Source organism: Lachnospiraceae bacterium JLR.KK008 (assembly GCA_037015955.1).
Classification (GTDB): Bacteria; Bacillota; Clostridia; order Lachnospirales; family Lachnospiraceae; genus VSOB01.
Map to the genome: position 1 here is coordinate 2,188,507 of CP143548.1, position 17,989 is coordinate 2,206,495.

The following is a 17,989-nucleotide window of genomic DNA, read 5'->3' on the forward strand; positions in this document are numbered from 1 at the left end:
CTATAGCGCCGCGATGTCGATCAGTGTCAGATTGCCCGCCCGGACATTTTCAAGGCTGGTCACAAGCGCCCTCGCCGTATCAAGGCTCGTGAGACAGTTGACACCGGTCTCAATGGCCGTCCGGCGGATGAGGAAGCCGTCTCTTGACTTGTCTCTGCCCTGTGTCGGCGTATCGATAACCAGATCGATCTTATGCCCCAGGATCAAATCCATCACAGTCGGCGACTCCTGCTGGATCTTGTTGACTTTGCGCGCTCTCACACCCGCCTCTTTCAACGCCTCCGCCGTGCTTCTCGTGGCATAGATCGTATAACCCAGCTTCTCAAACCGGCGTCCGATCTCGATTGCCTCCCCTTTATCCGCATCCTTCACCGTGATGATCATCTGCCTGAATTTTGGCAGGTCCACGCCCGAGCCGAGAAAGGCCTTGTATAAAGCCTCATGGAACGTACCGGCTATGCCCAGACATTCGCCGGTCGACTTCATCTCCGGTCCCAGGCTGATCTCCGCGCCGCGGATCTTCTCAAAGGAAAATACCGGCATCTTCACCGCATAATAATCCGCCTCTTTCTGCAGCCCCGGCTCATAGCCAAGCTCCCGGATTGTCTTGCCAAGTATCACTTCCGTGGCCAGATCGACGATCGGAATGCCGGTCACTTTGCTGATATACGGTACCGTTCTCGACGAGCGGGGGTTGACTTCGATCACATATACGTCATCGCCGATGGCAATGAACTGAATATTGATCAGTCCCCTGACATGCAGCGCTTTCGCAAGCCGCCTCGTATATTCCGCTATCTTCTCTTTCACGTTCCGGTCGATCGTATGCGCAGGATAGACGGAGATACTGTCACCGGAATGAACACCTGTGCGCTCGATATGCTCCATAATGCCCGGAATCAGAATATCCGTGCCGTCGCACACCGCGTCTACCTCGATTTCCTTGCCCTGCAGATACTTATCGACAAGGATCGGATGATCCTGCGCGATACGATTGATGATCTCCATAAATTCCTCGATCTCCTGATCGTTGATGGCGATCTGCATCCCCTGTCCGCCGAGCACATAAGACGGCCGCACGAGTACCGGATAGCCGAGACGGTTTGCCACCGCCTTCGCCTCCTGCGCCGTATATACCGTACCGCCTGCTGCCCGCGGGATCTGTGTCTGCTCCAGAATGCGGTCGAACAGTTCTCTGTCCTCCGCGGCGTCCACATCCTCCGCCTTCGTTCCGAGAATGGGCACGCCCATCTTCATCAGGCTCTCCGTCAGTTTGATCGCCGTCTGTCCGCCGAACTGTACGACTGCGCCATCCGGCTGTTCCAGCCGGACGATATTTTCCACATCCTCCGGCGTCAGCGGTTCGAAATACAGTTTATCGGCAATATCAAAATCGGTACTCACGGTCTCCGGATTGTTATTGATAATAATCGTCTCATATCCCGCTTTTGAGAACGCCCAGGTCGCATGAACCGAACAGTAATCAAACTCGATGCCTTGTCCGATGCGGATCGGACCGGAGCCAAGGACAAGTACCTTCTTCCGTTCTGTCGTCCTCACCGCCTCGTTTTCGCTGCCAAAGCAGGAATAATAATAGGGTGTGCTGGCTGCAAACTCCGCCGCGCACGTATCGACCATCTTGAAGGCAGCCGTAATGCCATTGTCATAACGCATCTGCTTAATGTCCGTTTCCGGTATTCCCGTCAGACGGGAGATGACGCAGTCCGGAAACTCGATCCGTTTTGCCTCCCGCAGCAGTTCCTTTGTCAGCGGTCCTTTTTTCAACACCGCCTCCATCTCGACCAGAATCGCCAGTTTATCGATAAACCATACGTCGATCATTGTGATCTCATGGATGGTTTCATAATCAATCCCCCTGCGGATTGCCTCCGCGATCACATAGATCCGCTGATCGTCCACAATCTTCATCCGCTCTTTCAGCTCCTCCACGGAGAGCGCGCTGAAATCATAACTGAGAAGACAGTCCACATGCTGCTCCAGCGAACGGATGGCCTTCATCAAAGCCCCCTCGAAATTCTGGCAGATACTCATGACCTCTCCGGTCGCTTTCATCTGCGTTGTCAGCGTGCGCTTTGCCGTCAGGAACTTGTCAAACGGAAGCCGCGGCAGCTTGACGACGCAGTAATCAAGCGCCGGCTCGAAGCAGGCACATGTCTTGCCGGTAATCGAGTTTGTGATCTCATCGAGCGTATAGCCAAGGGCAATCTTCGCCGCCACTTTGGCAATCGGATAGCCGGTCGCCTTGCTGGCCAATGCGGAAGAGCGGCTCACCCGGGGATTGACCTCAATCACACAGTATTCGAAGCTCGTCGGATGCAGCGCAAACTGCACGTTGCAGCCGCCGGTGATCTCCAGCGCACTGATAATATTGAGCGCCGAGCTGCGCAGCATCTGATATTCCTTATCGCCCAGCGTCTGTGAGGGCGCCACGACGATACTGTCGCCTGTGTGTACGCCTACCGGGTCAATATTTTCCATATTACATACGGTAATGCAGTTGCCCGCACCATCGCGCATTACTTCGTATTCGATCTCTTTCCAGCCGGCAATGCACCGTTCCACAAGCACCTGTCCCACTCTGGAAAGGCGCAGCCCATTGGCCAGTATTTCTTCCAGCTGCATCTGATTGTAAGCGATCCCGCCGCCGCTGCCGCCAAGCGTATAGGCAGGGCGCAGTACGACCGGATAGCCGATCTGCTTTACGAAATCGATCCCGTCCTCAATCGTTTCCACCACTTTGGAAGCCGCGCACGGTTCCCCGATCGCTTCCATCGTATCTTTAAATTCCTGACGGTCTTCCGCCTTTTTGATCGTCGCCGCCGTCGTACCCAGAAGCGCCACATGATGCGCTTTTAAAAATCCGGATTCCTCCAGCTCCATACCGAGATTGAGCCCTGCCTGTCCGCCAAGCGTGGGCAGAATGCTGTCCGGCTTTTCCTTCTCGATCAGCTGCTCCAGTACTTTCACCGTCAGTGGTTCGATATAAACCCTGTCCGCAATATCCCTGTCCGTCATGATCGTCGCCGGATTGGAATTGACGAGCACCACTTCCACCCCTTCTTCTTTCAGGGAACGGCACGCCTGCGTACCGGCATAGTCAAACTCCGCCGCCTGTCCGATCACGATCGGACCGGAACCAATGACGAGCACTTTTTTCACATTCGGATTTTTAGGCATTCTTTCCCACCTCCATCATCTCGATAAAACGGTCAAACAGATACCCGGAATCCTGCGGTCCCGGACAGGCCTCCGGATGATACTGGACCGTAAAAATATTTTTCCCTACATAGGAGAGACCTTCACAGGTGCCGTCGTTGGCATTGACAAACGCAGGGACGGCGACTGTCGGGTCCAGTTTATCCACATCGACCACATAGCCGTGGTTTTGCGACGAGATATAGACCCTTCCAGTGTTCAGATCTCTCACCGGGTGATTGCCGCCCCGGTGTCCATATTTCAGTTTATAAGTGTCTCCGCCGGTCGCCAACGCCATCAGCTGATGCCCAAGGCAGATGGCAAAAATCGGCACATCGGATTCATATAAGCTTCTGATTTCCCGAATAATTTCCGTGCATTCCTTCGGATCTCCCGGCCCGTTGGAGAGCATGATCCCGTCCGGGCAGTCCGCCAAAATCTCCTGCGCACTTGTAAACGCCGGATATACGGTCACATCAATTCCCCGCTTAGCCAGAGAATCAGCGATATTATATTTCATGCCAAGATCCAGCAGGGCCACCTTTTTCCCTTTTCCGCTCAACGCTTTCACGAGCGTGGGTTTCTTTTCCTTCTCTCCCGTATAGACTGCACTGCCGGAGATCGGTCCGTTCTCCTCCAGAGATACGGACCCCCTGACCATATATTTCTCTTTACAAGTCACTGTTTCCACGACTTTCCCGGTCGTGTACGCTTTTAATTTTGGAATGATCTCCTCCAGATGACAGGCCTCATTGGTCGTAATCATGCCGTTCATCGTTCCCTTTTCCCGCAGCAGCTTTGTCAGCGCCCGGGTGTCGATCCCGGCAATGCCGGGCACACCATTCTCCTCCAAAAACTGCGGAAGCGTCTTATCACTGCGGAAATTACTGGGAATTCTGGAGAGCTCGCGGACGATAAAGCCGTCCGGCCAGGGACGCACCGATTCCATATCCTCACTGCATACACCATAGTTGCCGATGAGAGGATATGTCATACAGACAGCCTGCCCGGCATAGGAGGGATCGGTCAACACCTCGAGATAACCCGCCATCGATGTATTAAAAACGATCTCACTGATCATCTCTTTGTCCGCTCCGATATGTGTGCCCTCAAACACCGTACCGTCCTCCAAAATCAAAAACGCCTTCATAGATACCTCCTGTTTTGTTCTCTAAGTAATTGCCTGCTATTGAAAATATCTCACGCCGGATTCAAAGATGCGCATATCCTGCTCGCCGTAGATGTTCATCGCCACTGCCGTTCCTTTTCTCTCGCAGTGGGCCATCTTACCGAAGCATCTCCCGTCCGGAGACGTGATGCCTTCGATGGCGGCATAGGAACCGTTCACATTCCACTCCTCATCCATGCTCACATTGCCCGCAATATCCGCATACTGTGTGGCCACCTGTCCGTTCTCAAACAGTCTGTCGACCCACTGTTTTGGCGCCACAAACCTTCCCTCTCCATGAGAAGCCGGCACAACATAAGTCTTGCCAGGCTCTGTCTCTGCCAGCCAGGGAGATTTGTTGGAGACAACTTTCGTGTATACCATCCTGGAAATGTGACGGTTGATCGTATTATAGGTCAGTGTCGGCGCATCCTCATTCTGGCCGACGATCTCCCCGTGCGGCACAAGCCCGAGCTTGATCATCGCCTGGAACCCGTTGCAGATGCCGAGCGCCAGTCCGTCTCTCTCCTGAAGCAGTTTTGTCACCGCTTCTTTTAATTTTTCATTGCGAAATGCCGTGGCAAAAAACTTCGCGCTGCCATCCGGTTCGTCGCCTGCAGAAAATCCGCCGGGGAACATGATAATCTGTGCCTGACGAATCGCCGACTCAAAGACATCGACCGACTCCCGGATGTCTTTTGCTGAGAGATTGCGGAAGACTTTCGTCACCACATGCGCTCCCGCCTTTTCAAACGCCGCCGCACTGTCGTATTCGCAGTTCGTGCCCGGGAATACCGGGATCAGAACCGTCGGTTTTGCCACCTTATTTTTACATATATAAATATGATCTGCCTGATAGCAGTCTTTTTCCACCGGATCACTGCCTTTTTCCGCTTTGGTCGGGAATACCTTTTCCAGTGTGCCCTTCCATGCCTGCAGTCCCTCTTCCACCGGAAGCCGCATATCGCCACAGACAAACACAGGCTCCTGTGTCACCTGTCCCACGATCGCATAGTCGATGTCCCGCTCCTCCAGATCGGCGGTCACATCTCCGGTCATTTCGGCTACGATACCGCCAAGACCGTTGCGGAACAGCTCTTTCACACCGAATGCGTTGTCAAACGTCACTCCGAGTTGATTGCCAAATGCCATTTTGCTGACAGCCGCTGCCACACCGTAGGCATCCAGCGCATACGCCGATACGATCTTTCCCGCTCTGATCAGCTCTGCCAGACTGCCATAGAGATCCATCACGCTCTCATAGATCGGCAGGTCATACTCATCTCTCTCGATCGGGAACAGAATCAGCCGGTTCCCGGCCTCTTTCAGCTCCGGCGTGATCAGATCATGATAATCGGCAATGTCTACCGCAAAGGAAACAAGTGTCGGTGGCACGTCGATGTCATTGAATGTGCCGGACATACTGTCCTTGCCGCCGATCGACGGAAGTTCAAACCCGATCTGCGCGTCGTATGCTCCCAGAAGCGCTGCAAACGGCTCGCTCCACCGACTGGCCTCCTCGGTCATCCGCCGGAAATACTCCTGGAAGGTAAAGCGGATTTTCCGGTAATCACCGCCCGCAGCCACGATCCTAGCCATCGATTCCATGACCGCATAGACAGCCCCGTGATAGGGACTCCAGGACGACAGATACGGATCAAATCCATAGCTCATCATCGTCACGGTATTTGTCTTTCCGTGAAGGACCGGAAGTTTGGCCGCCATAGACTGTGTCGGCGTCAACTGGTATTTACCGCCATAAGGCATATAGACACTGCCCGCACCGATCGAAGCGTCAAACATTTCCACGAGTCCTTTTTGAGAACATACGTTCAGATCAGACAGCGTCGCAAGCCATGCCTTCTTAATATCTTTCTCCTTTAACGCCTCTTCCACCGCCGGAATCGCGAATTTTTTCAGATAATTGTCTTCCTTGGACGGAACATTGACAAAGACATTCGTCTCCTGATGCGCGCCGTTCGTATCGAGAAATGCTCTGGAGAGATTGACGATCTCTTTTCCGCGCCAGCGAAGCACCAGTCTCGGCTCTTTTGTCACTGTCGCCACTTCCACAGCCTCCAGGTTTTCTTCCGCCGCATAATCCAGAAACTTTTCCACATCGCCCGGATCGACGACCACGGCCATCCGCTCCTGAGACTCCGAGATGGAGAGCTCCGTACCGTCCAGACCGGCATATTTTTTCGGCACCTTGTCCAGATCGACAATCAGACCGTCGGCCAGCTCGCCGATCGCGACAGACACACCGCCCGCCCCAAAATCATTGCATTTTCTGATCAGACGGCTCACTTCTTCCCTGCGGAACAATCTCTGTATTTTGCGCTCCGTGGGGGCATTGCCCTTCTGCACTTCCGCACCGCATGTCTCGATCGAACTCTCCGTGTGTACCTTGGAGGAACCTGTCGCGCCGCCGCAGCCGTCTCTGCCGGTCCTGCCGCCGAGCAGGATAATCCGGTCTCCCGGATCGGAACTTTCCCGGATCACATTTTTCCTCGGAGCGGCGCCCATCACTGCACCGATCTCCATCCGCTTGGCTACATACGACGGATGATAGATCTCCCGCACATAGCCGGTCGCCAGACCGATCTGATTACCGTAGGAGGAATACCCCTGCGCTGCGCCCCGCACCAGCTTTTTCTGCGGCAGTTTGCCCTTGATCGTCTGTTCTACAGGGACAGTCGGATCCGCCGCCCCTGTAACGCGCATCGCCTGATACACATAAGAGCGTCCCGATAACGGGTCGCGGATCGCCCCGCCCAGACAGGTGGCCGCCCCGCCAAAAGGCTCGATCTCCGTCGGATGATTGTGTGTCTCGTTTTTAAAACTGACAAGCCATTCCTGCGCCTCGCCGTCAATCTCCACCGGCACAACGATCGAGCAGGCATTGATCTCGTCCGATTCCTCCAGATCCTGCAGCTTGCCATCTTTTTTCAGCTTTTTCATGGCCATCAGAGCCATATCCATCAGGCAGATATATTTGTCTTTTTTCCCTTTGACGATCTCCTCCCTCGTGTCCAGATAAGACTGCCACGTCGTCTCCAGCGGAGATCTGTAATATCCATCCTCGAACGTAACATTTTTTAATTCCGTGGAGAATGTCGTATGCCGGCAGTGATCCGACCAATACGTGTCAAGCACACGGATCTCGGTTAGCGTCGGCTCCCGGTGTTCTTTCTTAAAATAATTCTGGATATGCAGAAAATCCTGGAAAGTCATCGCCAGCCCCAGGGAAGCATACAGATCACGAAGCGGCGTCTCCCCCATCTGGCAAAAACCGTCCATGACCGGTATGTCTTCCGGTTCCTCGTAGACGATCTCCAGTGTATCCGGTTTTGTCAGATCCGTCTCCCTGGAATCTACCGGATTGATGCAGTAGGCTTTGATTTTATCCAGTTCCCGGTCCGTGATATTCCCCTCCAGCACATAAGTGACGGCAGTGCGGATAATCGGCTCTTCGCTTTCATTGAGGAAACGGATGCACTGCACAGCCGAGTCCGCTCTCTGGTCAAACTGACCCGGAAGAAATTCCACGCAAAATACACGGGCCCCTGCCTCCACAGGCAGTGTTTCTTCATATAAAAGATCTACCGGAGGCTCGGAGAAAACGCTCCGGCATGCCAGCTGATACGTCTCATCGCTGATATTTTGCACATCATAGCGGATGAACACCCGCACTTTTTCCACATGATCGATCCCCAGATAGTTTGTGATCTCCTCCTGCAGCTCTTTCGCTTTTACCGCAAACGCCTCTTTTTTCTCCACATAAATTCGTCGCACACTTTCCATCAACGCATCCTCCATCCTATTCTTCGATTACCAGTCCCTGCATGATATACAGCAACTCATCATCCACCGCTTTTTCCGAAATGCCGACGGTCTGCGCCGTCACTTTCAGACCTTCGAGCACATACATGATATTGCGCGCACAGCCAAGCGGGTCCTCACAGTAGAATTCTCCGCTCTCCACACCTGCAATGATCAGCTCCTCAATCACTGTCACCGCCTCGTCAAACCGCGCATGCAGCGCATTGTCCTTCCTGGCCACTTTATTGGCAAAGAAAAATTCATAGGCCGCCATTGTCAGACTGTTCTTTTTCCGCAAGAGCTCCCGTTTCTGTTCTTTCAGAAAAAGCGCCAGCATATCGGAGGCATCCGCCTCTTCTCCCACATGATCGGAAAACAGTTCTTCTGTCTCCTGACGCTCCGTTTTCAGCACTTCCTCAAATATATCTTTCGTACTGTTGAAATACAGATACAGACCACCCCGGCTGATTCCGCACGCCTCAACAACATCTTTCATCGTCACATCTTTGTAGCCTTTTTCCATAAATATCTTCCTGGCTGTCTCCAGAATGAACTGTTTTTTCTGAACCGATTTTTCTCCCATATATGTATCCCTCTCTAGCTTTCCTTCCCATGCTTGTCCCAGAATGCAAGAAGTTCTTCCATTTTCAACAACAAGTCCAAATAGATACCATTTCTCACTCCTTCGGACCAAAGCGCCGCTTTCGTCCTGCCCTTCAATATATATTTGGAAAGAATACCCCACAGATCTCCCATCTCCCGGATTGTGGCGCGGCCGATCAGCCTCCGTTCATCCTGAACGGTGCGAATCCGGTTGCGGGAATAGACATACACATAATTGCGGTCGATCAGACTGCTGGCCTGTGCCGTCTTTACAAAACGCATCAAAGTCTCGTCATACACCGGAAAGGTGATCGAATGTCTGCTCAGTTCTTCCTCACTGTAGATCGTCGTCGTCTCGCTTCCCCGGTTTGACTTCAGCCAGGGAATAAAACCTGTCAGGCTCTCTACATCCGGCTTATAATATTCCACAAGTTCTTCCACACTTAATCTTTCGCTTCCCATTGACAATCCTTCCCTTTTACTTTATGACATACTTGTCTTTTATTCTATCATATTTTTGAATTATGTACAGCTTCCTGGAGGAAAAATTTTCAGAGGATCCCTCTGTCATAAACAGACGCCTTTGTTTATTCCTGTCAGTTTGTACAATTTTGCAAATTTTCGTTGTGCAATATGACAAATTCCGCTATACTATAAAATACATGATTTGAAAACCCCGTCTGTGAGATCGTATTCACTTCTGCGTCCTGCCTGCCGATCACCACAGCGAGATAACTATTTTATGACACACATGTCACAGGAGGATTTATGGCGATTATCACATTTCAAAAAGGACAGCTCATTTGCCGGGCCGGCGAACCGTTAAAAGAACTCTATGTAGTCGGAGAGGGAACGGTGCAGGTTGCCTTTCCCGGCGGCAAACTGACGCTTTCAAAGGGGGATGTCATCGGCATTCACGATATTAAGACAGGGATTCATTCCTGCACATACACTGCCGCAGAAGATTCATCACTCCTACCTTACGCCTTCACCGGTCTGCCACAGTTACTGGCTCTGTTCCAGAGCAAACCCAATGTCATGCACCTGTTCTTCACTTCCAGCGCGCGTTTTTCCAGCGCTCTGCTCAATCATTATGCAAAGCAGAGCAAAGAGAATGCGGATGCCAGCGACATCAGCGAAGAACCGAAGGTCATTGATGAAGACGACAGAAAGATCCAGTCGGAAACTGACGAACTGGAAAGGGAAGCGATGCAAAAACAGCCGCAGCCGCCCGCTCCCGATATTGCCATCCCGGACATGGCTGACAGTGAAGACATTCCGCCACAGCTGGCAAATGCTCTCTCCGAGATCCTCAGCTATGGAAACTGCGAGGAGGAATTGGCGCAGCGTTTCCAGAAGGATATTGCAACCTACAAGGCAATGCCGGATAAGGACAGTACACAGGATGTCGACAGAGCGATGCGAAATACACTCACAGCTGATTTCTATAAAGTATATAAGAGTGTCTTTGAGGCAAGTCTCGAGCGGGAAGATATGCCTGCTTCCGTCAGACTGTTTTTAACATTCGGCTTTGTGGACGCCTCCCTGGCGGGCGCGGCAAACAGTGTGTGGCTGCTCTCCGTCGCAGACTCCTATCAGGGTGCGCCCGAACGGGGCATCTATACGTTATATGAATGGCTCCTTGCTGTCTACCAGGGCAGGAAAGAACCTTCCCGCAACGAATTTGATCTTGACTACCCGGCCTACCTGCGGGAACAGAAAAATTCCGGCAACATTACCGCGCAGCAGGAAAAAGAACTTCTCGATTCCAATATCGATAAAGTCCGGTTCGAACTGGACAATGTATTTCCGATCGCAAATAAGATGACATTCGGAAGGATCTCTACGTTCTGCCCGATCCTGTCCTCCCACAATCTGCTAAAGCCTCTGCCCGACACGATCGTAACGCCCGGCAGAATCGACCGGACCATGCGCTCCATCCTGGACGTCGATTTTTCCGCCTTCTACAGAGAGACCGGCTACGCAGACGAGAAACGGGGCATTATGAGAGAATATCTGGATGTGGAAATCCTCCCCGATATTATCCTCATGCCCAATGCGGGAATCAGAGGTGCGATGTGGCAGGAAATCGAGGGCAAACGCCGGACAACGCCTGCCCGGATGATGATCTCCGTCATTGCCCTGGAAAATATTTCCAAGCTGCTGACTCATATGACCGGAGAATTCCGCTGGGAAATGTGCAAGCGAATCCAGGGAGCCCACTGGAACAATATCGCGGAGCCCTCTCTTACGAGCGAGTACACCGACTATGCCCAGTTCTACAGGCGAAACCATGATCTGTCCCCGGAAGCAAAGGAAAAAATAAAATTAAGCCTGCAAAAGGCCAAAAACAGTATCAAAGAAATGTTCGTCATGGATTACATGATGTGGATCGCTTTCGAGGGCAAAGGAGCACCCCGCCTGAACAAGCTGGCGCGGGCCATTCTCTTCACCTACTGCCCCTTCGCCGTGTCTGCCAGAAACACCCTCAGGCAGCATCCACTTTACAAAGATCTGATCGAACGCTACCAGTTGACCCTCAATCAGAAGCAGCACCACCTTGATATGCTGTGCACGAAAATAGAGAAAACGGGCGCTGACATCCCGGAAGAGATTCAGAGACAGAGAGAATTTTTAAAGAGCTGATGAAAAGCCTTTACACACCCGAACCCCTATAAAAACAAAGAATCCTGCATTTTGCGGGATTCTCTGTTTTTGGCAGGCTGCTGCCAGCCCTGGCGTCTTATTTCTTTTTCGGTTTTCTCGGCTTTCTCTCCGGCAGCTCCCCATACATCTCAGACACCATCTTCTGAAGCAGTTCCCGGTCCTCCAGTATCGTCACCGGCAACATCTCTTTGGCTCCCTGATAAGGCGGCTCCGGCACACTGTCCGGCATATACTGTCTGCCCGCCTTCGTGTCCTTTACGAGAAAACCATTTTCATAGATCCCTCCGAAAATGCGCTCCCGATAGTAAAACACATAACCGCCCATCATCGGTATATAGCGAATTTCTTCCAGCCCTGAGAGCTGATCCGTAATATACTGTGCCAACTCTTTATCTGCCATAATCTCTTCCTCCCTCGCTCATATCATTGATAATTCTGCCACATTTTCTCCAGACTGCTTCTGATCTCTCCGCGCAGCTCCTCCGGTTCGAGAACGATTGCCCGTTCCCGAAATCCCATAATCCATGTCAGCAGATATTCCCTGTCCGTGTAATCCGCTTCAAACAGGAGTTTCCCATCTGCCTGTTCTTTCACGCACTCCCTGCCAAACGTTTCGATCAGCTTCCACTTACAGCCGGCTTCAAACAGTATCTTCACATGGATGCCGCCCGGAAAGACCCGCTCGTTACTCAGATCAGGCAGGACGGTCGGTCTCTTTTCAAATTTCTGCCCGGAAAGGTGCAGCTCTTCCATGCGGTTCAATTTAAACAGTCGATAATCCCCGCGGCTCTTACACCATCCCCACACATACCAGTCCCCCCAGCGAAAGATCATATAATAAGGTTCTATCTCCCGCGCTGATTCTCCTTTTTGTGAATAATAGACAAACCTCACCTCCGCCGCATCTTTGACCGCGCGTTGGAGCAGTGCGATCTTCGGCGCAAGAGAATCTTTATACCAGGATGAGAGATCAATCAGCATGGAAGCGTGTACCGCCATGAGATCTGATGAGCCCGCCAGCAGCTTTTCCATCAACTGTCCATAACGATTGGTTCCGTTCACACTGTCCAGACTGCGCAGTCCCGCCAGAATATCCTGCATCTCCTCATTGGTCAGCAAGGCACGGTCTATTCTGAAGTTTTCCATGATCGAAATGCCGCCGTTAGTCCCCTGCCTTGTCACAACCGGAATCCCTGCCCTGCACAAGTCTTCAATATCGCGGTTAATCGTCCGTCTGGAGACTTCAAACCGCTCTGCCAGGTAAGGAGCCGTCACCTGATCCTTTTGTAATAGTATCGATAAGATACCGATCAGTCTGTCGATCTTCATGATCTCCCTCCATGTCACAACTGTTCCTGTCATAAGTGATCGCAGGATACGCCAACCCGCTCCCCTCATTGTCCAGAATACCATGAAAAACACGACATTATTCTGTCATGTTTCAGGCATAATGATATTTCTTTCTCTTTCTGACAAGAAAGAAAATCGTCACAAGCAGACTGACTGCCTCCGCGACCGCCGTCGCACCCCAGATTCCGTCCACGCCCCAGACAACGGGCAGCCATAAGATGCTCACCGTCTTACATAAAAATGTGCGCACAACAGCAAGAATAGCCGATACCTTCCCGTCATTCAGCGCTGTGAAAAAAGCGGAGGCAAACGTATTCAGGCCGTTAGTCAGAAATTCAAAGGCAAAAATATGAAATGCATATACGGTCAGTTCCAAAAGCTCTACATCATAACTCACAAATATGACCGCCATCGGGCGGGCGAGTAACCTGGCCGTCAAAAACATCACAATTCCGGCTGCGCTCATAAGCAGAATACTTTTGCTAAACAGATTGCCCAGCTCTCTGTCATTTCCCGCCCCATATTGAAAACTGACGGCAGGCGCAAAGCCCATCACATACCCGAAATTTACCGCCGCAAAGATAAATCCGACATACATCAAAATACCATAGGCGGCAACTCCATTTTCCCCCAGAAGACGCATCAACTGATAATTATATAACAGACCGATCAGGGAACTGGCTAAATTACTCACCATCTCCGAAGAGCCATTGGTACACATCTTCCACAGTATCGCCGGATAGCACTTCGTCTTAGCCGTCAGACGCAGCAGACTGTCATTGGGCAGAGCAAAATATACGACCGGTATCACCGCACCCGCCACCTGACTGAGCGCCGTGGCAAAGGCCGCCCCATACAGCCCCCACTCAAAGACTATAATGAATAACGCATCCATCACAATATTCGTTACGCCCGAGATCACAGTGACGCCAAGGCCAAGCGTCGGTTTCTCCGCTGCAGCGAAAAAACTCTGAAACGTCACTTGCAGCATAAAAAACGGCAGCGCCAGAAAGGTCACTCTTCCATATAATAAACTGTTGTCCAATAAGCTCCCTGTCGCGCCAAGCGCGGCTGCCAGAGGACCGAGAACCAATAGCCCGACCGCCGCCAGAACAACACTGCCAATCATCACCGTATAGATGATCAGTGAGAAATAACGGTTTGCTTCCTCCGTCTTTTTTTCTCCGAGTGTCTTACCGATAATCGCCGTTCCGCCCGTCCCGGCCATAAAACCGAAAGCGCTTAAGACCATTGTCACCGGAGCGATCAGATTGATCGCTGCAAACGGTGTCTTTCCCACAAAATTAGATACAAATAATCCATCCACAACACTGTATATGGAAGTGAAGATCATCATCATGATCGAAGGCATCACAAAGCGAAGCAGCTTTCCATATGTAAAATGTTCCGATAAACGAATTCTTGCCATACATCATGTCTCCTCTTTTCTGTTTTCTCTGTTCTTAAAAGTATCTTTCAGGTTGTCCGTATACTGTTCCAGCCAGGAAAGAAAGCCAGGCGGACAGCACGGCATCAACTGATGCATGACTTCTTCCTCCGCCTCATAGACAGGACGCAGTACATGCCGAACATAGGCCTGACCTTTCTCCGTCAGCTGTATCAGCAGTTCCCGTCTCTGTCCCGAGATCGCCTGCAGTGTGACATAGCCCTCCGACTGACATTCTTTGATCAGCGTATTGATCGTCGTCTTTGGAAAAAGCCACTTCTCACAGATCTGCTTCTGAGAATGAGGTTTTCCGTCATCCAGTATATACAGCAGCCATAACAGATTACTTTTCACTCCCCGTTTCTTAGCCAGCCCCACATAAGCTCCGTCGATCGCACAGACACATTTGGTGATCGTTCTGATTCCTTCTCTCATATCATCCATACTCATACCCTCCGGGCCAAATAAAAATACGAATTCGTATTTTAAATATAGTACGAATTCGTATTTCAGTCAATCTTATTGTTACACTTTCTTTCTCTTTCGGTTCTAAGATATGGCACCTGTTCTGTCCTGCGCACTGCCTCCGGTTCCGTTCTGCATGTAGATCTGTTCCCGGTCGATCAGGGGATAGCGGCGCAGCGTTTTCCCTTCCAGGTCTTCCCTGTACATGTCTATCGCCGTAATCTGCCGGTTTCCATATGTCGTATAATAATAAATTCCTCTCGTCGCATTGCAGCAGGAAGTATAAATCGTCGTCTCATAAGCTCCCTCTTCCAGCTCACAGCAGCCCCTCTGCTGCTCTACCGCGCCAAGGATATGAAAGAACTGTCCCACACTCTCGCCCTCGGAATCCCCCGATACCGCGTTCATACGCACAAACGCCGCCCGCACAAACCTTGACTGCGAGGACAGGTCGCCAGGAAGGCCAAGTGCACCCATACCACGACTGCAGGCCGTCAGGTTCAGTCCCTTCGCAAAACGATTCTCAGGCGGTTTTGCGGACAGATTCATATAATTATTCAACTGCGACAACTGTTCGGGAAAGGTCGGATTGTTTGCCAGAACGCCAACCGGATTGTCATAGATGCGCAGCCCCTCCGCCACAGACTCAAGCGTGACCGCTTCCTCCTGATCTGCGATCATCCAGTGAAGCTGCGCGCTCGGAAGCCTGTCCGCAAAGGGCAGGGCGGTGAGACGGAGTGTTTCCAGTTTTTTCCTGCATTCTTTCACGGTAGCACAACTGCCGAGCAGCCACGGAATCAGTTCGAAAACCGCAATATTGTCCCTGCCCGGCGCCGGGGACTGATAACAGGCATTGCCGACAAAATTAAGTCCCGCCATGGCGAGCCCTTTCTCATTGACGGCGTCATAGTAGAGCGGATATTCCTCTTCGATATGCGCCATGCCGATGATCGCATAATGGCTGTCCATATTGCCTGCCTCACGAAAAGAAAAGGGATAATTGCGGGGCGTAAACGTAACCTCCTCCCCGTAAGAGAAATCATTGTCCAGTGTCCTGCCAAAATAGAAATCTTTTGTCCGATAGATCGCCGCTGTACACATCTTCTGTCCCTCCGCTCTCTGAATCAACTGTTATTTACTCCATTTACTTCTTCTGGCTGTCAGATAAACCTTTACCGTGTCATACTCTCTGCCATAGGCATTGATCTGACCGGAGATCGTCGCCCCGGGTTTTAACTCATAATCGGCATCCGTCAGATAATCGGTACCGCAGTAGACGACTTTGCCATCCTTAAAGAAAACTGCCGTCGCTTCCGTAAACTCCGCCGGCTTATCCCCCATATTGACGGCTGTCACCGTCACTTTATCTCCAATATCGGCAGTCTGATAGACGATCCCCTGCAGCACCGGAAGATACCTGTCCTCTTCCTTAACCTGAAACGTAGTGTCAAAACTGACGACTCCGGAGACATCATTAAAAAAACTTCTCACGAATACCGTGCTGCCGGAAGGAATATCCTCCTCAGATGTCTTTGCCGCTCCGATCACCACACCTGCCGCATTTTTTGCCGCGTCATTGACTGTCAGACGAATCGTATAAGGGGACAGGTTGGTCACTTCGAATATATGATAAGTGGCAAACATATTTTCATACAGATAGTCGTTGACAAAAAGTGAAGTCGTCACACAGTCCGGCGAGTAAGTGATATTGGACACACTTGAACCCGGAACGAGCGAGCCATCCGCTCCTGTCATTTTTCCATCGGGTGTGACCGCATTCGGATGTATGTAACCCTCGGCATCAAAATAGTACATCTTATCCCCGATCACTTCCCATTTCCCTGCCGGTCTGCTCCCGTCATCATACTGATACCAGACACGTCCGTCCGGCTCCTGCTTCCACTCTGCAGCAGATACCGGGACAGAAAAAAGCATCGACAATGTGGCAGCGATTGCCAGTAAACGAATTTTCCTCATCTGAAATACCTCCTTTAATCTTCTTAGCTGTATTCTACCACAAAAGAGCGGCAATTTCGACAGCCATCCCCGGATTTTAAGAAATTCTATCTGCTTTTCACGCAGTTTCCGCCCCGGGATCATATCAGAAAGATCATCTCTAAATGCCCCTGACAGACTGTCCGTGCGATACCGCTTATATTCTCTAGCATTTCCCGATATGCAGCGCTGTATTCCCTCAAAACATGGATGATATGGACACGGTCAAACAACTGCAGAAATCGTTGTTCCGCACGAATCCCGCAGAGATATTGCCAGACCGCATCCGCACCCTGCAGACGGCTGCAGTCTGCAGACAGCGGATAGCTCCCGTACTTACTTCGTCAGTAGCTGTTCAATATATGACGTACTTTTGGCAGTCATCTCGACCCAGCCCGGACGGAACCCGCTGCGCACGGCATTTTTCACAGACTTCACATTAGACCATGCCGCGCAGTAGAAGGGAACATACCCCCGTTCAAACGTTTCTCTGGCAAGTCTGTTCGTAAGCGCAGCTGCGATTCCCTGTCTTCTGTATGCGGGCAGAACGTCCACACCGATCTGCCACATCGTCTCACAGTCAGCCGAGCATCCGGCCAATCCGATCAGTGTTCCTTTCTCAAAGGCGCCCACCGCCAGCCTGTCCAGGTGTCTGCGGTCAGCACACAGCGCATTTTTCCACTCCGGCACATACCACCGGGCAAATGACTCCGGTTCCAGCACACGCAGCTCATACCTACAGTCACAGCGGCAGCGGAAGATCTCGTTCGCATCCGGAAGAAAATAATCCGACAGAAAACAGACTCGCGCGTCGGCTTTCTCCAGTATTTTATTCAGCACGTACAGGCCCGGCGTCTCGAAACAGTTTTCAATGCCGGGAACGCGGTCTATAAACCGTCTGATCTCTGGCAGCAGGTCTGCCCGTCCGCAGGCTACGACATTTGAACCATAAGACACCAGACTACAGACATGCGGCAATTCCAGATAGCGCTTCGCTCTGTCTGTAGCCACCGATTCACAGACATGATTTTTGTCTGTCAAAAAGTCTTCCGCCTGACAGTTACAGTCACAGGCTGACTGGCGGAGAGCAGTTGCCAATATCATATCGTTATCCATAAAAATCCCTCCTATTCTCGCGACGCATCATAACGATCCGTTCCTTATCATTATTCCGATTATAGCACATGCCCGGTAATTTTTTGCAGCCCAGAACTTCATTATCTGTTTTACAAACAAGGTGGTGAACGGTATAATCA

General features: G+C 51.4%; 13 protein-coding genes. 1 reads left to right on the forward strand and 12 read right to left on the reverse strand.

Annotated features, from left to right (window positions below; all coding sequences use genetic code 11):
* The 5 genes from carB to V1224_11015 are packed head-to-tail and all read right to left on the reverse strand — an operon-like array spanning position 1 to position 9,271.
* The gene (gene carB, locus V1224_10995; GenBank protein WWR15011.1) at positions 1-3,198 is read right to left on the reverse strand and encodes a carbamoyl-phosphate synthase large subunit; all 3,198 of its coding nucleotides are present in this window, start codon (positions 3,196-3,198) and stop codon (positions 1-3) included.
* A complete protein-coding gene (locus V1224_11000) occupies positions 3,191-4,366 on the reverse strand; it encodes a carbamoyl phosphate synthase small subunit (GenBank protein WWR15012.1) in 1,176 nt (391 codons plus the stop codon). The genes carB and V1224_11000 overlap by 8 nt, the downstream gene beginning before the upstream one ends.
* 36 nt (positions 4,367-4,402) lie before the next feature.
* A complete protein-coding gene (locus V1224_11005; protein WWR15013.1) occupies positions 4,403-8,188 on the reverse strand; it encodes a phosphoribosylformylglycinamidine synthase in 3,786 nt (1,261 codons plus the stop codon).
* A gap of 16 nt (positions 8,189-8,204) precedes the next feature.
* Positions 8,205-8,789, reverse strand: coding sequence for a TetR/AcrR family transcriptional regulator (locus V1224_11010; GenBank protein WWR15014.1), 585 nt, complete (start codon positions 8,787-8,789; stop codon positions 8,205-8,207).
* Positions 8,790-8,803: 14 nt separating this feature from the next.
* Positions 8,804-9,271, reverse strand: a complete 468-nt coding sequence (locus tag V1224_11015) for a hypothetical protein (GenBank protein ID WWR15015.1) — start codon at positions 9,269-9,271, stop codon at positions 8,804-8,806.
* A gap of 306 nt (positions 9,272-9,577) precedes the next feature.
* Here V1224_11015 and V1224_11020 point away from each other — a divergent pair, with 306 nt between their 5' ends.
* The gene (locus tag V1224_11020; protein ID WWR15016.1) at positions 9,578-11,455 is read left to right on the forward strand and encodes a cyclic nucleotide-binding domain-containing protein; all 1,878 of its coding nucleotides are present in this window, start codon (positions 9,578-9,580) and stop codon (positions 11,453-11,455) included.
* Positions 11,456-11,552: 97 nt separating this feature from the next.
* On the opposite strand, the gene V1224_11025 is transcribed toward V1224_11020, so the two are convergent.
* From V1224_11025 to V1224_11055, 7 genes are all read right to left on the reverse strand, one after another.
* Entirely contained in the window at positions 11,553-11,876 is a 324-nt protein-coding gene (locus V1224_11025; protein ID WWR15017.1) for a TfoX/Sxy family protein, read from the reverse strand.
* A gap of 23 nt (positions 11,877-11,899) precedes the next feature.
* Positions 11,900-12,805: a YafY family protein gene (locus V1224_11030; protein ID WWR17470.1), complete on the reverse strand. Its 906-nt coding sequence runs from the start codon at positions 12,803-12,805 to the stop codon at positions 11,900-11,902.
* A gap of 112 nt (positions 12,806-12,917) precedes the next feature.
* Positions 12,918-14,255 carry an MATE family efflux transporter gene (locus V1224_11035; GenBank protein WWR15018.1) on the reverse strand — a complete coding sequence of 446 codons (1,338 nt, stop codon included), beginning with the start codon at positions 14,253-14,255 and terminating at the stop codon, positions 12,918-12,920.
* Positions 14,256-14,258: 3 nt separating this feature from the next.
* Entirely contained in the window at positions 14,259-14,717 is a 459-nt protein-coding gene (locus tag V1224_11040; protein WWR15019.1) for a MarR family transcriptional regulator, read from the reverse strand.
* A gap of 105 nt (positions 14,718-14,822) precedes the next feature.
* Positions 14,823-15,839 (reverse strand): choloylglycine hydrolase, encoded by a 1,017-nt coding sequence (gene bsh, locus V1224_11045; GenBank protein WWR15020.1) that lies wholly within the window; start codon positions 15,837-15,839, stop codon positions 14,823-14,825.
* A 30-nt stretch (positions 15,840-15,869) separates the two neighbouring features.
* Positions 15,870-16,715, reverse strand: coding sequence for a hypothetical protein (locus V1224_11050; protein WWR15021.1), 846 nt, complete (start codon positions 16,713-16,715; stop codon positions 15,870-15,872).
* A 354-nt stretch (positions 16,716-17,069) separates the two neighbouring features.
* Positions 17,070-17,849: a GNAT family N-acetyltransferase gene (locus tag V1224_11055; GenBank protein ID WWR15022.1), complete on the reverse strand. Its 780-nt coding sequence runs from the start codon at positions 17,847-17,849 to the stop codon at positions 17,070-17,072.
* Between the last annotated feature and the right edge of the window lie 140 nt (positions 17,850-17,989).

Bases quoted from the DNA above. Each gene is read 5' to 3' on its own strand.
- carB (WWR15011.1), bottom strand. From the start codon at position 3,198: ATGCCTAAAAATCCGAATGTGAAAAAAGTGCTCGTCATTGGTTCCGGT.
- V1224_11000 (WWR15012.1), bottom strand. From the start codon at position 4,366: ATGAAGGCGTTTTTGATTTTGGAGGACGGTACGGTGTTTGAGGGCACA.
- V1224_11005 (WWR15013.1), bottom strand. From the start codon at position 8,188: ATGGAAAGTGTGCGACGAATTTATGTGGAGAAAAAAGAGGCGTTTGCG.
- V1224_11010 (WWR15014.1), bottom strand. From the start codon at position 8,789: ATGGGAGAAAAATCGGTTCAGAAAAAACAGTTCATTCTGGAGACAGCC.
- V1224_11015 (WWR15015.1), bottom strand. From the start codon at position 9,271: ATGGGAAGCGAAAGATTAAGTGTGGAAGAACTTGTGGAATATTATAAG.
- V1224_11020 (WWR15016.1), top strand. From the start codon at position 9,578: ATGGCGATTATCACATTTCAAAAAGGACAGCTCATTTGCCGGGCCGGC.
- V1224_11025 (WWR15017.1), bottom strand. From the start codon at position 11,876: ATGGCAGATAAAGAGTTGGCACAGTATATTACGGATCAGCTCTCAGGG.
- V1224_11030 (WWR17470.1), bottom strand. From the start codon at position 12,805: ATGAAGATCGACAGACTGATCGGTATCTTATCGATACTATTACAAAAG.
- V1224_11035 (WWR15018.1), bottom strand. From the start codon at position 14,255: ATGGCAAGAATTCGTTTATCGGAACATTTTACATATGGAAAGCTGCTT.
- V1224_11040 (WWR15019.1), bottom strand. From the start codon at position 14,717: ATGGATGATATGAGAGAAGGAATCAGAACGATCACCAAATGTGTCTGT.
- bsh (WWR15020.1), bottom strand. From the start codon at position 15,839: ATGTGTACAGCGGCGATCTATCGGACAAAAGATTTCTATTTTGGCAGG.
- V1224_11050 (WWR15021.1), bottom strand. From the start codon at position 16,715: ATGAGGAAAATTCGTTTACTGGCAATCGCTGCCACATTGTCGATGCTT.
- V1224_11055 (WWR15022.1), bottom strand. From the start codon at position 17,849: ATGGATAACGATATGATATTGGCAACTGCTCTCCGCCAGTCAGCCTGT.